Genomic DNA, 14,794 nt, shown 5'->3' with positions numbered 1-14,794 from the left:
TGCCCGCGATTGCGGCGTTTGGCCTTGCGTGCGCCGCATCGCGGCCAAGGCCGCTCCTACATTGCCTCCGGCGGTTCCCCTGCGGTAGGAGCGGGCTTGCCCGCGATTGCGGCGTTTGGTCTTTCGCACGCCGCATCGCGGCCAAGGCCGCTCCTACATTTCCACCGGCGGTTTCCCTGCGGTAGGAGCGGGCTTGCCCGCGATTGCGGCGGTTGGTCTGCCGCGGCCCCCGGTCGCGGCCAAGGGCGCGCCTACGGGTGGTCGATCTCCAGCGTGGTGTCGAACTTGTTGCGGAAGCGCGAGACCATGGTGCGGAACTTGCGCATGTTGCCGTCGGCGTACAGCACGCGGTCGCAGAAGCGGTCGTAGGCGTCCATGTCCGGCACCACCACGATCAGCACGAAGTCGGTCTCGCCGGTCACCTGGTAGCACTGCTTGACCTCGGCCGCGGCGTGCACGCGGCGCAGGAACTGCTGGTAGAGATCCTTGCGGTCGCGCTCCATCTGCACCTCGACCACCACGTGCAGCCACTGGCCGAGCTTTTCCGGCGCGAGCAGCGCCACCTGGCGGGCGATCACCCCGCGCTCGGTGAGCCGGCGCACCCGCTTGAGGCAGGCCGGCGGCGACAAGCCCACCCGTTCGGCCAGCGCGGCGTTGGTCAGGCTGCAGTCCTGCTGCAGTTCGGCGAGGATGCGGCGATCCAGGCGGTCCAGCGTTTCGGCGGGCATGCGGCGCTCCGTTGAAAAACAAAATTTCTCTACGCTCGAATCTTGGAAACTTTATGAAAAGTGTCCGCCGATTCAGGAGAAATTATTATCCACCCGCCGAATACAATGAATCCATCCGTCCGCACCCTTGTCCAGCAGGAGTTGCCCTGACCATGCTTCACCGATTTGCCCCCGCGCTGCATGCCACCGGCCGCTTCCTGCGCGAGGTGGGCGGGGTCTACCTCACCCTGTTGCGCGTCATGGTGCCGGCGCTCGTGGTGGTCAAGGCGCTGGACATGGCCGGTGCCACCGCCTGGCTGGCGCAGGGTCTGTCGCCGTTGATGCAGCTGGTCGGTCTGCCGGACGCGATGGGCATCGTGTGGGCGGCGGGCATGCTGGTGAACATCTACACCGCGCTGGTGGTGTACGTGGACGTGGCGGCCAGCGTGCCGCTTTCCGTGGCGCAGGCCAGCGTGCTAGGCACGATGATCCTGGTGGCGCACTCGCTGCCGGTGGAAGGCGCGGTGGCGCGCGCCACCGGCGTGGCCTGGGGCGCCACGCTGGCGCTGCGCCTGGGCGGCGCACTGGTGCTCGGCGCCCTGCTCAACCTCGCCTACCGCGCCGGCGACTTCCTGCAGCAGCCGGCCCGCCTGCTGTGGCAGCCCGCCGCGCGGGCCGACACCCTGGCCGCCTGGGCACTGGAACAGGCACAGATGCTGGTCATGGTGTTCTTCATCATCGCCGCGCTGATGGCCCTGCTGCGCCTGCTGCGCGCGCTGGGCATCGAACGCCTGATGCATGCGCTGCTCGCGCCGCTGCTGCGCGTCATCGGCATCGGCCGCGAGGCGGCCAACGTCACCATCATCGGCGCCACGCTGGGCATCAGCTTCGGCGCCGGCCTGCTGATCCGCGAAGCGCGCTCCGGCCAGCTCTCGCGCCGCGACATCTTCCTCACCATGAGTTTCCTCGGCCTGTGCCACAGCCTCATCGAGGACACCTTGCTGATCGTGCTGATCGGCGCCGACCTGTCCGCCATCCTGTGGGCACGGCTGGCCTTTGCGGTGCTGGTCACCGCGGCGCTGGCCCGCCTGCTGCGCAACGAACGCGCCAGCCCCGACATCGCGGCGAAGACTCCGTAGAAGCGGCCTTGGCCGCGATGCCGTCGGCGGATGAACAGACGCCGCAATCGCGGGCAAGCCCGCTCCTACCGCCGGAAAACCGGCCCCGCGACCTGTAGGAGCGGCCTTGGCCGCGATGCGACCGGTGGATGATCGAAGGCCCCGATCGCGGGCAAGCCCGCTCCTACCGCCGGAAAACCGGCCGCGCCACCTGTAGGAGCGGCCTTGGCCGCGATGCGACCGGTGGGAGAACGAAGGCCCCGATCGCGGGCAAGCCCGCTCCTACCGCCGAAGAACCGGCCACGCGGCCTGTAGGAGCGGCCTTGGCCGCGATGCGGCCGGTGAAAGAACGAAGGCCGCAATCGCCTGCAAGCCCGCTCCTGCCGGCGGAGCGGCGTATGATCCCGGCAACCGCCACCACCAAGAGAGGCAGCCATGTCCCGCTACGTCCTGCACATTGGCAACAAGAACTACTCGTCCTGGTCGCTGCGCCCCTGGGTGCTGATGCGCGCGCTGGGCATCGATTTCGACGAAAGCCTGCACCCGTTCGAGGCCGGTTCCAACTGGGCGGCCTTCCGCGCCTTCTCGCCCAACGGGCGCGTGCCCTGCCTGCATGACGGCGGCCAGCTGGTGTGGGACTCGCTGGCCATCGCCGAATACCTGGCCGAACAGCACCCCGGCGTCTGGCCGGCCGACCCCGCCGCACGCACCTGGGCGCGTTGTGCGGCCGCCGAGATGCACAGCGGCTTCAACGCCTTGCGCGGGCAGTGCCCGATGCATTGCGGCTTCCGCATCCGCATGCGCGCCGTCGCCCCCGACCTGCACCATGACCTCGACCGCGTGGACGAGTTGTGGCGCGAAGGCTTGATGCGCTTTGGCGGCCCCTTCCTGACCGGCGAGCGCTTCACCGCGGTGGACGCCTTCTTCGCGCCGGTCGCCTTCCGCGTGCAGACCTACGACCTGCCGCTGTCGCCGCCCGCGCGCGCCTACGTCGACCAACTGCTGGGCCTGCCGGCGATGCGCGAATGGGAAGCTGCCGCGCTGGCCGAGCCCTGGCGCGACGAAGGCCACGACCAGGAAGCCCTCGCTGCCGGGGCGCTGATCGCCGACCTTCGCAAGCCGAACCGCTGAGCCGGCCATGAGCGCCTGCCGCATCGACCATCTCGCGATTGCCGCCCCCACGCTGGCAGCCGGGGCCGACTGGGTGGCCGAACGTCTCGGGGTGACACCGCAGCCCGGCGGCGAGCATCCCCGCATGGGCACGCACAACCTGCTGCTGAACCTGGGCGGGCGGACCTATCTGGAAGTGATCGCCATCGCGCCGCACTTGCCCGCACCCGGCCGGCCGCGCTGGTTCGGTCTGGACGAGCGCCCGGCCGGCGCCGCCCCCGCGCTGGCAGCCTGGGTGGCGCGGGCGGACGACATCCGCAGCGCCGCCCGGCACAGCACGGAAACCCTGGGCACGGTGGATGCGATGAGCCGCGGCGCGCTGGAATGGCTGATCACCATCCCGGCCGATGGGCGGGTGCCGGTGGACGGCGTCGGCCCCGCGCTGATCGAATGGCCGGCGGACGTCCATCCGGCGGACCGCATGGAAGAAAGCGGACTGTCGCTGGAACGCCTGCTCATCCATCACCCGGAGCCGGCGCGGATGACCCGCCTGCTGGCCGCCATCGGCATGGCGGACGAACGCATCGTCGTCCAGGCCGCGGCGCCCGGCAGCGCCCCCGGGCTGGAGGCGCTGATCCGCACGCCCGGCGGTCTGCGCTCCCTGGGCTGAGCGCACGCACGCGCCGGCCAGTTGCCGGCGCCGGCATAATTGCCGCACAAGCGCCAATCAATCTGGATACGTGAAGCCGGTCACTTCGGAAAGATTACGCTGGGCTAGACTTGCGCTATACCTTTAGTGCTAAACGCATCCGCTGCGAGCCCGCCGAGTGAGCCTTTCCGACAAAGCCCGTACCGTTCCCCGCATCCACCTGCTCGGCACCCTGACCATCGTCACCGTGCTCACGGTGTTGCTCGGCAGCTTCTTCACCTGGCAGAACCTGGTCGACCAGAAACAGTCCATCGAGCGCCTGGACGAGGCCATTTCGCGGCAACTGGTCGAGCGCCTGCAATCGGAGATGGCCCTTGCACTGGACTATGTGCGCTTCACGCGCGCAGGCACTGAAGAGCTGCTGCGCGTCCAACTGGTGGGGCAAGTCGATCAGGCGGTAGCGATCGCCGAGGGCATTTACCGGAGCGCTTCCGAAGCTCACACGCCCGAGGCCGTCAGGCGGCTCATCGTGGAGGCGCTGCGTCCGGCGCGCTTCTTCGACGGACGCGGCTACTACTTCATCGACGACATGGAGGGCCGCTTCATCCTGCTGCCCACCGCGCCGCAGCTGGAAGGCCGACTGTTGCCCGACAACCGCGACGATACCGGTCACTTCATCATGCGCGGCCTCATCGAGGCGGCCCGCAAGCCAAGGGAGGAGAGCTTTTCCCGCTACCGCTGGTACCGCCCGGACGACCCGGAGCGCATGGCGGACAAGCTTGCCTACGTCCGGCATTTCCAGCCCTTCGACTGGCTGATCGGCACCGGTGACTACATCCACGAATGGGAGGCCCGGCAACAGCGCGCCGTGCTGGCTCGCCTGCGCAGCCTGCGATTTGGCGACAGCGGGAGTTTCTCGGTGATCGACCGTGACGGCCGCGTGCTGCTGTCGGCCGACACCCCCGAGCTGGAGGGCAAGCGGTTGGACGAGATCCCGCCGTCGGTTGCACAGCTGCTGGGTGTGATCGTAGACCAGGCCAGGGATGGCAGCGGGGTAATGCGTTACGAATGGCCAGGGCGGGAAGCAGGTCCTTCGATACCGAAACTGGCTTTCGCACAGAAGACCGAGACCTGGGACTGGACGCTGATCGCCACGGTCGCCGAGAAGGAACTCCACGACGAGCTCACCCGCGAGCGCCTCAGCGCGGAGGCCGTAAACGGGGGCCGCCTGCTGAACTTCGGTCTCGTCATCGGCGTCGTCCTGCTCATCGCCATGAGCGGGTCACTGCTCTTTTCACAATGGTCCCGCCGCCTGTTCCGCGCCTATCACGAGGAGAACTCCGCACAGCGCGGGGCGCTGCGCCAGCAGGCCAGCAAATTGCGGGAGAGCGAGGACAGACTCGCCACCATCCTGGATAGCGTCGAAGCCTACATCTACATCAAGGACCCCCAATACCGCTATCGCTACGCCAACCGCCAGGTGCGCGAACTGTTCGGCTGCGAACTCGATGCCGTCATCGGGCGCGGCGACGACGCCTTCTTCGACGCGGACACCGCCCAAAACCTGCTGGAGAACGACAGGCTGGTGATCGAACAGGGCGAGCGCGTCGCGATCGAGGAACACAACGTGACCCACGACGGCCGCGAGGCCCGCACTTTCTTGTCGGTCAAGCTGCCGCTGCGCCATGACGATGGCGAGATCTATGCGCTGTGCGGCATCTCCACCGACATCACTCAGCGCAAGCGGATGGAGGACGAGATCCGCCAGCTTGCGTTCTACGACGCGCTGACCGGGCTCGCCAACCGCCGCCTGCTGATCGACCGCCTGCAGCAGCAACTCCTGGCCAGTGCGCGCAGCGGCCAGTACGGTGCGCTTCTGTTCATAGACCTGGACAACTTCAAGACCCTGAACGACACCCTCGGCCATGACGCCGGCGATCTGCTGCTCCAGCAGGTTGCCCATCGACTCGGCTTCTGCGTGCGCGAGGGCGACACCGTTGCCCGTTTCGGCGGCGACGAGTTCGTCTGCATGCTCAACGAACTGGGCGACACCCCCACCAGCGCCGCGACGCACGCCAAGGCTGTGGGCGAGAAGATCCTGGAAGCCCTGCGCCAGCCCTATCACATCGACAGCCGGTCACATGTCAGCACCCCCAGCATTGGCGTGACGGTGTTTGCCGGACACCAGTCGAGGGTGGAAGACCTGCTCAAGCAAGCCGACATGGCGATGTACCAGGCCAAGGCATCCGGGCGGAACGGCATGCGCTTCTTCGATCCGAAGATGCAGGCCAGGCTCAACGAGCGGGCGGAACTGGAAAGCGAGCTGCGTTCGGCACTGGAAGCCGGCCAACTGGCCCTGCACTATCAACCGCAGGTCAACGTCGACGGCACGACCATCGGAGTCGAGGCCCTGTTGCGCTGGACACACCCGGTCCGCGGCGCCATCGCCCCCGACGCCTTCATCCCACTCGCCGAGGAAACCGGCCTGATCCTGCCGATCGGCAACTGGGTGCTCGAATGTGCCTGCGATCAACTGCGGCGCTGGAGTGCATCGCCCGACACCGCCGGGTGGACCGTGTCGGTGAACGTGAGCGCCCTGCAGTTCCGCCAGTCCGACTTCGTTGAGCTGGTGGTAGACACCCTGGCGCGCCACGGCGCCAATCCGCACAGGCTGACGCTCGAACTCACCGAAAGCCTGATCTACGACATCGACGACACCCTGCCGCGCATGCACGCGCTCAAGGCGCACGGAATCCGTTTCTCGCTCGACGATTTCGGCACCGGCTACTCTTCACTGGCCTACCTGAAGCGCCTGCCGCTGGACGAGTTGAAGATAGACCGCTCCTTCGTGCGCGATCTGCTCACCGATCCGAACGACGCAACGATCGCCCGGACCATCGTCTCCCTGACAAGGGCCCTGGGCCTGCAGGTGATCGCAGAAGGCGTGGAAACCGCAGAGCAGCGGGATGAACTCATCGTGCAGGGCTGTCTCCATTTCCAGGGCTATCTCTTCTCGCCGCCCGTTCCCGCCGAGGGCCTGGAAGCCAGCCTGAAGCGCTGAGCCGCACGCCCGGCGGCGTGCGCACCGGCGACCGAACGGCGTCAGCTTGCGGACAGGCGCTTGCGCATGGCGAAACGTCGCAAGGACACCCCGCCACGCAGCACGTCCTCCACCTCCACCACATCGAACCCCTGGCCTTCGAAGAAGGGGCGCGCCACCAGGCTGGCCTCGGTGCGCAACTCGCCCACGCCCGCGGCGCGCAGCGCCGCCTCCGCCCGTGCGTAAAGCATGCCGGCCACACCGCGGCGTGCGCAGGCCGGCGCGGTGAACAGCAGGTCGATGTGACCGTCGGCGTCCCAGGCGATGAAGCCCGCCAGGACGCCGCGCTCTTCGGCGAGCAGCACGCGCAGGCCGCGCAGGCGCTCCCGCCACCCGGCCAGGTCCGGCTGCAAGGGCGCCCATGCCATGCGTTGGGCGGCGGTGTAGTGGTCGCCGGTCAGGCCATGGATTGCGGCGGTGTACAGCGCGACGACCTCGCTCAGGTCGGCGTCGGTGTAGTCCCGCAGGGAAGGCAGGCTGCTCACTCGGCATCCCCGCTTTCGCGCTTGCTCCCGGCCGCCTGCCGGCGGGCGATGAAGGCCTCGTTGCGCGGCCACGCGCCGGTGCGCAGGCGGGTACGCAGGGCGCCGAAACCGACGCGACCGAACAGGATCAGCAGCACGGGCAGCAGCACCGGCGCAAGGCTCAGCAACAACAGCGATTCGGTGAAACGGCGCAGGCGGGCAAGGCGCGGCGGGCCGCCGAGCGCACGCTGCAGCGATGTCACCGCAAACAACGCCAGCACCGCATTGACGATCAACGCCCCCATGCCGAAGGGAATGCGGCAGCCAAGGCCGGACAGTTCGTGCATGCCGAACAGCGGGAAGCTGCCGGCGCACACCCGCTCTCCGGCACCGAAGGCGATCCAGTTGCCCAAGGCGGCCATGCCGGCAAGCACCAGCAGGACCAGCAGCGCGTTGAGCAGGCGCCGCTGCGGCCCGGCAATCACCGCCAGTCCGGCCGCGACGAACACCCCGCCCGCCGCGAAGGCAAGCCACGGCGGACCATTGATGTCCGCCTGGCGCAGCGGACCGAGATCGAAGGCGGCCAGCATCGGGAAGATCCCGAAACCGACGAACAACAGGCCGAACACGATCCGGCCAGTCGGGGAAAGAGGTCGTTGCGGTTCACTCATTACCGGCATCCATGGCGCGGCGCCCGCGCCCGCAGCCGGTAACACTAGCGCACGACCGCTGATCCGGCCAGCGCTGCAGCCGGGCGCGGTGCGGAGGCGCGGCTAGGCGCGCCTGAACTGCGCGAAGAATCGCCCCAGCATGCCGCCGACCTGGCGGCTCTTGCGGTAGTCGGCCGCGTAGGCGCGGTCTTCGGCCTGGATGTGCTGCACCAGCCAGTCGCGCAGGAAGTGCAGCAGCTCCAGGCTGACCTCCTTGCCCTGGCGCAGGTCGCTGCGCGCGCTGCGGATGCGCTCGACAAAACCGGCGTGCTGCCGGCGATGTTCGTCCACGCCGGCGAAGCCCGCGCTGAGCATGAAGGCTTCCTCGGCGCTGAAGTGCGAAACGGTATAGCGCTCCAGTTCGTCGAGGATACGCTGCATCTCGGCGCCCTCGGCGCGCCGCACGATGGCGGACCAGAGCTGGTTCATGATGTCGAACAGCACCTTGTGCTGATCGTCGATCTGCTCCAGCCCCAGGCTGTAGCTGTCATCCCATTGCACGAGACTTTCCCTGGCACCCATCGTATTCCTCCGCTGTCCGGGCGATCCAACGCATGCGGGCCGAGCGGCCCGCCTCCCTGCCTGCTGCCAGCCGGTCACGGCGACCGGCCTGCCCTGGCGCGTATGTCTTTAGCAAGTCCTGCGCCAGCTCTCGAATGCCCGCAGAACCCCTGTTTACGCGCCTGCACGGCAATCACGCTGCAGCATCAAGATACTACAGGAGTGCAGAAACTATGCGATGAAGATTGCCTACGTATTTATACGGAATCATGACCGACGGCCCCGCCGGCTGCGCTGGCCGCCGCGAGGAAGGCGATCACAGCCTGCAACTCGCCCTGCAGATCGGCAAAGGACTCGTGGTCACCGGGCAGCACGAGCAGTTCCGCCCGGCCAGCCGAGGCGGCATGCAGGCGGCGCGCATCGTCTGCCGGCACCGCCTCGTCCTGCGCGCCGTGGACCACCAGAACGGGGCAGGACAGCCGCGCGATGCTCCGCAACGGGGCGATGTCGTCGAAGCGGTGGCCGATGGTGGCTTCCACATGGCGCAGCACATAGCGCCCCACCAGCGGCGGGATGCGCTTGCCGGCGAGCCAGCGCGCCATCATCTCGGCCGGATGGGCGAAGGCGGAGACGCTGACCACGGCCGCCAGGTCCTGGCGCCGGGCCGCCGCAAGCAGCACCGCGCCAGCGCCCACCGAATGCCCCAGCAGCGCGATGCGCGCAGGGTCGATGGCCACATCGGCGGCGTGCGCGCGAAGCCAGTCGCAGGCCTGCGAGACGTCCTCCGCGAAGCGTGGCAGGGAGGCGAAATCGTCGTCGTCCGACAGGCCGTGGCAGCGCGCGTCGATGAACAGGGCCGCGAAGCCCGCGCGGTGCAGCGGCGCGGCCAGCGGCAGCATCATCTGCGCATTGCCGCCCCAGCCGTGCAGCACCACCACCGCAGGCGCCGGGCGCGCCGCCGCGAGGGGCGGCGGAATCAACCAGCCGTGCAGGGTGCGGGCATTGGCGGTGGGGATGCGCACGGTCTCAAAGCGGAGCCCCTGCCCCGCCGGATCGGCGAGCTCGCGCACCCGCGGCGCCGCCAGCGCGCGGCGGATCGCCTGGTGGGCGGCCATGCGCAGGGCGGCCGCGGCCAAGGCGGCGGCAGCGAGATAGAACAGAAACTTGGCGAGGACGATGACGGGTTCTCCTGCAGACCGGCGCGACCCGGACGGGTGACTGCGGGATGATGGCGCATCCGGCGCGGCCGTGTCAGCAGCACTCTTCCTCGATCTTCTCCAGCAGCGCCAGCGCCTCGTCGTCGCCGTAGGTCTCGAACAGCTCGCGGATCATGTTGACGTAGCTGTGCACCAGAAAGAGCTCGTCGCAACGCTCGCTGCTGCGCCCTTCGAGCTTGTCGCGGAACTTGTCCCAGAAGGCGTTGTTCTTGGCCGGGTCGTCGATGTGGCGGCGCAGGTGCTGCATCAGCAGACGGGCGTTGCCGTCGCAATCGATGCCGCAGAAGCTCACATAGCGGTCGGGCGCCTCGAGCGCCTGGGCGAAGGGGTTGGCGGCCAGCGCGGTGGCGTAGGCCTTGTTTTCGGTGTCGGACATGGCGGGCGCAGAAGTGGGTGGAGACGGGGCGATTGTCCCCGCACGGCCACCCCCCGTCTGTCAGCCAGCCGACAGTCCGCCCGCCCCGGCGCGACGCTGCAGGGCCGCGGGGTCGCGCAGCAGCAGCGCGCGCCGGCCGTCGCGCGCCAGCACGCCCTCGCGCACCAGCTCGCCGATCAGCGAGGACACCGTCTGGCGGGTGGTGCCGAGCAGGCGGGCGATGTCCTCGGTGCGCAGCGCCAGCGGCACGCGCAGCCCCGGCGGCAGCGCCGGGTCGGCCTCGCGCGCCAGCCCGAGCAGGAAGTTCGCCAGCCGCGCCGGCACGTCGCGAAAGGCGAGGTTCTCGATGATGTCGATGGAGCCGGCGAGCAGGCGCGCCAGCACCCGGATCACCACCGGGGTGAGTTGCGGTTCGGCCAGCAGGCGGGCCTGGAAGCCCGCGGTATCGGCCACTTGCACCCGGCAGTCGGTGACCGCCTCCACCCAGGCGCGGCTGTGGGTGGAGAAGATCTCGCCCGGCTCCAGGAAGGCCAGCGTCAGTTCCTTGCCTTCGCCGGCGAGGAACACCCGGGCGCGCCCTTCCTGCAGCAGGAACACCGTATCGCCGCGCCGCCCGGGCGTGCAGATGAACTCGCCGCGCGCATGGCGGCGCAGCAGCGGGCGGGCAAAGAGGTCCTGCGGCGCGCCGTGCGGGTGCATGCTTCAGCCCTCGCCGCCGGCACCGCGGATCTTGCCCATCGCCATCGACGCGGCGGCGGTGCGCGTCTCCACGCCGAGCTTGTCGAACACGTGCTCCAGGTGCTTGTGCACCGTGCGCGGGCTGGTGCCGAGGATGTCGCCGATGTCGCGGTTGGTCTTGCCGCGGATCACCCAGTAGAGCACCTCGGCCTCGCGCGCGGTCAGCCGGAAAGCGGCCACCAGGGCCTCGATGGCCGAGGCGTCGTTCTCCTCGCGCAGCACGATCAGCCATTCGTCCTCGCCCTCCTCCGCGCTGCGGTCGTGGAAGGTGGCGAGCAGCCGGCGCGGGCCGTCGGCGTGCACCAGTTGCGGCGGCTCCTCGCCGCTGCGCCGGGCGCGCTCGGCGTGCTCGGCCCAGGCCAGCAGGCGCGGCGGCGTCGCCCCGCCGGCTTCCGGGAACCACTCGGCCAGCAGCGTGCGGGCCAGCGCGGTCTGCCAGGTGATGCGCGCGCTGGCGCAGTGGATGGCCACCGTGCCCTGGCCGAAGGCGTCCAGCGCGCTCCTCGCCTGGCGCATCTGGCGGGCGCTCTGCAGGTGGGCGGCGATGCGCGCCAGCACCTCGGCCGGGCGGATCGGCTTGGTGACGTAGTCCGACCCGCCGGCGGCAAAGGCGGCGACCAGGTGCTCGGTCTCGGTGAGCCCGGTCATGAACACGATGGGGATGTGCTGGGTGACGAAATCGGCCTTCAGCCGGCGCGCCACCTCGAAGCCGTCCATGCCCGGCATCACCGCGTCGAGCAGCACGATATCGGGCAGGCTCTGGCGCGCACGGGCGAGCGCAGCCTCGCCGTTGGTGGCGACCAGCACGGTGTAGCCGGCTTCATCCAGCGCGTCGTGCAGCAGCGAGAGGTTTTCCGGCACGTCGTCCACGATCAGGACGATGTCGCTATCGATTCGGTTACGGACGGGATTCATGGCCTGCCAGGACAAGTGAACGCATGGCGTCGAACTGGAACTCGCGCGCCTGCAGGCGCAGGCGGCGGACGAACTCGGCGCAGGCGGGCTCGCCCGCCTCGATTTCGTCGAGCTTTTCGAGAATGCCGCGCAGGTAGCCCAGGCCGATCAGCTCGTCCAGGGCATGCAGCGCGGCGGCTTGCGGATAGACCAGCGCCGGTGCCGGCGGCGGACCGGACACGCGGCGCGGCGCCGGTCGGGGCCGGCTGCGCGCGGGCGCCTCGGCCACGCGCGGCAGGAACAGGCGGATGCGGAAGGTGGTGCCCTGCCCGGGAGTGCTTTCCACCTGCATCTCGCCGCCCATCAGGTCGGTGAGCATGCGCGCGATGGTCAGCCCCAGGCCGGTGCCGCTGGCTTCCGCGTTGCCGGAGACGCCGCGCGCGAAGGGCTCGAAGATGCGCGCGAGATCCTCGGCGGCGATCCCCGGCCCGCTGTCGCGCACCTCGAACACCGCCATCTCGCGCGCGTGGCGCAGGTGCAGCACCACCTCGCCGCGCATGGTGAACTTCACCGCGTTGCCGACGATGTTGATCAGGATCTGGCGCAGGCGCTTCTCGTCCGCACGCACCACCGCGGGCAAGTCGCCCTCCTGCTGGTAGCGGAACGCGATCCCCTTGTCGCGCGCCTGCAGTTCGAACAGGTGTACCAGATCGTCGACGAACTCCGGGAAGTCGAGCGCCGCGCTCTCCAGCTTGAGCTTGCCGCCCTCGATGCGGGCGATGTCCAGCGTGCCCTCGATCAGCGACAGCAGGTGCTCGCCGCTGCGGCGGATCACCCGCAGCGCCTGGCGGCGGTTGTCCGGCACCGCGGGGTCGTCGCCGAGCATCTGCGCGTAGCCGAGGATGCTGTTCAAGGGCGTGCGCATCTCGTGGCTGATGGTGGTGATGTAGCGCGTCTTGGCCTGGTTGGCGTGATCGGCCTGTTCGCGCGCGCGCTGCAGCTGCTCGTCGGTGCGCCGGTGCAGTTCGATCTCGCGGGTCAGCAGGTGGGTCTGGCGGTTGGATTCCTCCTGCGCCACCTGGCGGCTCTTGTGCGCCAGCACCAGCCACCAGGCCACCACCCCGGCCACCAGCAGCAGCGCGGCGTAGGCCTTGACGAAGCTCGCCTGCAGGGCCGGCACCAGCGCGGCGTGCTCGCGCCCCAGGGCCTCGGCCTCGTGCAGGTAGAGCAGGCCGAGCAGCAGCGCGAGCGCCGGCACGATGAGCAGCATCAGCAGCAGGAAGTGTCCGAGGCCGGAATGCAGCCAGGGCTGCAGCGCCGCCGGCAGCCGGCGCTCGACCAGCGCCGCCCACTGCGCGGCCATGGTCGCCTGCGGCTTGCACAGGTCGTGGCAGCGCGCGTCCAGCGAGCAGCACAGCGAGCAGATGTGGCCCTGGTAGGCGGGGCAGTGGGCCATGTCGTCGGATTCGTACTCGCGCTCGCACACCACGCAGCGCCGCGCGGCGCCGCCCGCCGGCGCGTGGTCGGCGCGCGCCAGGTAGTAGCGCCCGCCGGTGGCCCAGGCGATCAAGGGCGCCGCGACGAAGGCCACGCCCAGGCTGATCAGGGTGGCGAAGGGCTGCACCGCCGGGCCGAAGGCGCCGAGGAAGGCCGCCACCGACAAGGTGGAGGCCAGCAGCATCGCCCCCACGCCCACAGGGTTGATGTCGTAGAGATGCGCGCGCTTGAACTCGATGCCCTTGGGCGACAGCCCCAGCGGCTTGTTGATCACCAGGTCCGCGGCCACCGCGGCGAACCACGCCACCGCGACGTTGGAATACAGCCCGAGCACCTGGCCGAGCGCCTGGAACACGTCGAGCTCCATCAGCATCAGCGCGATCAGGGTGTTGAACACCATCCACACCACGCGGCCCGGGTGGCTGTGGGTGACGCGGGCGAAGAAGTTGGACCATGCCAGCGAGCCGGCGTAGGCGTTGGTGACGTTGATCTTCAACTGCGAGACCACCACGAAGACCGCGGTCACCGCCAGCACCACGCGCGGGTCGTCGAACACGTAGCCGAAGCCGATCAGATACATCTGGTTGGGGTCGACCGCCTTGTCGGCCGGCACCATCGCGGTCAATGCAAGGTAGGCGAGCAGCGCGCCGCCCAGCATCTTCACCGCCCCCATCACCACCCAGCCGGGCCCGCCGAGCAGCACCGCGAACCACCAGCGCGCGCGATTCGCCCGGGTGCGCTCCGGCATGAAGCGCAGGTAGTCCACCTGCTCACCAATCTGGGTGATCAGCGCGATGCCCACGGTCACCGCCGCACCAACGAGGTGCATATCGAGCACGCCGCCCTGCCCGTCCTGCCCCGGATAGGTGAATAGCCCGTCCAGCACCTCGGGCTCCTGCATCAGCAGGAAGACGTAGGGCAGCACCAGCATGATCAGCCACAGCGGCTGGGACAGGGTCTGCAGCCGGCTGATGTGGGTGATGCCGTGGGTGACCAGCGGAATCACCACCAACGCGCTCACCATGTAGCCCCATACCGGCGCGAGGCCGAAGGCCAGCTCCAGCGCGTAGGCCATGATCGCCGCCTCCAGCGCGAACAGGATGAAGGTGAAGCTGGCGTAGATCAGCGAGGTGATGGTCGAGCCGATGTAGCCGAAGCCCGCGCCGCGGGTGAGCAGGTCCATGTCCACGCCGTGGCGCGCGGCATAGACGCTGATCGGCAGGCCGGTGGCGAAGATGATCCCGCTCATCAGCACGATGGCCCAGAACGTGTTGATGAAGCCGTAATTGACCAACAGCGTGGCGCCCACCGCCTCCAGCACCAGGAAGGCGGCCGCGCCGAAGGCGGTGTTGGCCACGCGCAGCTCGCTCCAGCGCCGGAAGCTGCGCGGGGTGAAGCGCAACGCGTAGTCCTCCAGCGTCTCGCGCGCCACCCAGGCGTTGTAGTCGCGGCGCACCTTCATCACGCGCTGCGGCGGCGCGGCGGGCGCCGGGGAGTAAGGGGACGGCGAGGGGGACATGCGGGTTCCGGGGCGGGAGGGTGCGAGCTGCTTTGCAATCGCCGTGCCAAGGGGCAGAAGTGACCCCTGTCGCGATCAGCGCCCCCGGGAAACGAGCGCCGCATCGCGGGCAAGCCCGCTCCTACCGCTACCAAAGCGACCGTCGGTTGTGTAGGAGCGGGCTTGCCCGCGATTGCGGCCTGCAAGGAAACAAG

At 69.2% G+C, this 14,794-nt stretch carries 13 protein-coding genes; 4 read left to right on the top strand and 9 right to left on the bottom strand.

Going from position 1 to position 14,794, the window contains the following annotated elements:
* Nucleotides 1-251: 251 nt before the first annotated feature.
* A complete protein-coding gene (locus tag IAI53_RS04470; protein WP_187716923.1) occupies nt 252-728 on the bottom strand; it encodes an Lrp/AsnC family transcriptional regulator in 477 nt (158 codons plus the stop codon).
* 152 nt (nt 729-880) lie between these two features.
* Between IAI53_RS04470 and IAI53_RS04465 the strand changes: the two genes are divergently transcribed.
* From IAI53_RS04465 to IAI53_RS04450, 4 genes are all read left to right on the top strand, one after another.
* Nucleotides 881-1,846, top strand: coding sequence for a hypothetical protein (locus IAI53_RS04465; RefSeq protein ID WP_187716922.1), 966 nt, complete (start codon nt 881-883; stop codon nt 1,844-1,846).
* Between the two features lie 414 nt (nt 1,847-2,260).
* Nucleotides 2,261-2,956, top strand: a complete 696-nt coding sequence (locus IAI53_RS04460; protein ID WP_187716921.1) for a glutathione S-transferase family protein — start codon at nt 2,261-2,263, stop codon at nt 2,954-2,956.
* 7 nt (nt 2,957-2,963) lie between these two features.
* A complete protein-coding gene (locus IAI53_RS04455; protein WP_187716920.1) occupies nt 2,964-3,605 on the top strand; it encodes a VOC family protein in 642 nt (213 codons plus the stop codon).
* 157 nt (nt 3,606-3,762) lie between these two features.
* Nucleotides 3,763-6,645 carry a bifunctional diguanylate cyclase/phosphodiesterase gene (locus tag IAI53_RS04450; RefSeq protein ID WP_349771889.1) on the top strand — a complete coding sequence of 961 codons (2,883 nt, stop codon included), beginning with the start codon at nt 3,763-3,765 and terminating at the stop codon, nt 6,643-6,645.
* A 41-nt stretch (nt 6,646-6,686) separates the two neighbouring features.
* On the opposite strand, the gene IAI53_RS04445 is transcribed toward IAI53_RS04450, so the two are convergent.
* From IAI53_RS04445 to IAI53_RS04410, 8 genes are all read right to left on the bottom strand, one after another.
* Nucleotides 6,687-7,169 carry a GNAT family N-acetyltransferase gene (locus IAI53_RS04445; RefSeq protein WP_187716919.1) on the bottom strand — a complete coding sequence of 161 codons (483 nt, stop codon included), beginning with the start codon at nt 7,167-7,169 and terminating at the stop codon, nt 6,687-6,689.
* A complete protein-coding gene (locus IAI53_RS04440) occupies nt 7,166-7,819 on the bottom strand; it encodes a hypothetical protein (RefSeq protein ID WP_187716918.1) in 654 nt (217 codons plus the stop codon). The genes IAI53_RS04445 and IAI53_RS04440 overlap by 4 nt, the downstream gene beginning before the upstream one ends.
* A gap of 102 nt (nt 7,820-7,921) precedes the next feature.
* Complete coding sequence (locus IAI53_RS04435) at nt 7,922-8,380, bottom strand: bacteriohemerythrin (RefSeq protein WP_187716917.1); 459 nt, start codon at nt 8,378-8,380, stop codon at nt 7,922-7,924.
* Nucleotides 8,381-8,616: 236 nt separating this feature from the next.
* The gene (locus IAI53_RS04430) at nt 8,617-9,495 is read right to left on the bottom strand and encodes an alpha/beta hydrolase (protein WP_432813911.1); all 879 of its coding nucleotides are present in this window, start codon (nt 9,493-9,495) and stop codon (nt 8,617-8,619) included.
* 115 nt (nt 9,496-9,610) lie between these two features.
* Complete coding sequence (gene cowN, locus IAI53_RS04425; protein ID WP_187716916.1) at nt 9,611-9,952, bottom strand: N(2)-fixation sustaining protein CowN; 342 nt, start codon at nt 9,950-9,952, stop codon at nt 9,611-9,613.
* A 60-nt stretch (nt 9,953-10,012) separates the two neighbouring features.
* Nucleotides 10,013-10,651: a Crp/Fnr family transcriptional regulator gene (locus tag IAI53_RS04420; RefSeq protein ID WP_187716915.1), complete on the bottom strand. Its 639-nt coding sequence runs from the start codon at nt 10,649-10,651 to the stop codon at nt 10,013-10,015.
* Nucleotides 10,652-10,654: 3 nt separating this feature from the next.
* Complete coding sequence (locus IAI53_RS04415) at nt 10,655-11,605, bottom strand: response regulator transcription factor (protein ID WP_187716914.1); 951 nt, start codon at nt 11,603-11,605, stop codon at nt 10,655-10,657.
* Nucleotides 11,589-14,600: an ATP-binding protein gene (locus IAI53_RS04410; protein ID WP_187716913.1), complete on the bottom strand. Its 3,012-nt coding sequence runs from the start codon at nt 14,598-14,600 to the stop codon at nt 11,589-11,591. Before IAI53_RS04410 ends, IAI53_RS04415 begins: the two co-directional genes overlap by 17 nt.
* Nucleotides 14,601-14,794 lie beyond the last annotated feature (194 nt).

Source organism: Thauera sedimentorum (genome assembly GCF_014489115.1).
Taxonomy (GTDB): domain Bacteria; phylum Pseudomonadota; class Gammaproteobacteria; order Burkholderiales; family Rhodocyclaceae; genus Pseudothauera; species Pseudothauera sedimentorum.
This window is presented reverse-complemented; position numbering and strand designations above follow the sequence as displayed.

Excerpts from the sequence above, each read along its gene's own strand:
- IAI53_RS04470 (WP_187716923.1), bottom strand. The coding sequence starts at position 728 with ATGCCCGCCGAAACGCTGGACCGCCTGGATCGCCGCATCCTCGCCGAA.
- IAI53_RS04465 (WP_187716922.1), top strand. The coding sequence starts at position 881 with ATGCTTCACCGATTTGCCCCCGCGCTGCATGCCACCGGCCGCTTCCTG.
- IAI53_RS04460 (WP_187716921.1), top strand. The coding sequence starts at position 2,261 with ATGTCCCGCTACGTCCTGCACATTGGCAACAAGAACTACTCGTCCTGG.
- IAI53_RS04455 (WP_187716920.1), top strand. The coding sequence starts at position 2,964 with ATGAGCGCCTGCCGCATCGACCATCTCGCGATTGCCGCCCCCACGCTG.
- IAI53_RS04440 (WP_187716918.1), bottom strand. The coding sequence starts at position 7,819 with ATGAGTGAACCGCAACGACCTCTTTCCCCGACTGGCCGGATCGTGTTC.
- IAI53_RS04435 (WP_187716917.1), bottom strand. The coding sequence starts at position 8,380 with ATGGGTGCCAGGGAAAGTCTCGTGCAATGGGATGACAGCTACAGCCTG.
- cowN (WP_187716916.1), bottom strand. The coding sequence starts at position 9,952 with ATGTCCGACACCGAAAACAAGGCCTACGCCACCGCGCTGGCCGCCAAC.
- IAI53_RS04420 (WP_187716915.1), bottom strand. The coding sequence starts at position 10,651 with ATGCACCCGCACGGCGCGCCGCAGGACCTCTTTGCCCGCCCGCTGCTG.
- IAI53_RS04415 (WP_187716914.1), bottom strand. The coding sequence starts at position 11,605 with ATGAATCCCGTCCGTAACCGAATCGATAGCGACATCGTCCTGATCGTG.
- IAI53_RS04410 (WP_187716913.1), bottom strand. The coding sequence starts at position 14,600 with ATGTCCCCCTCGCCGTCCCCTTACTCCCCGGCGCCCGCCGCGCCGCCG.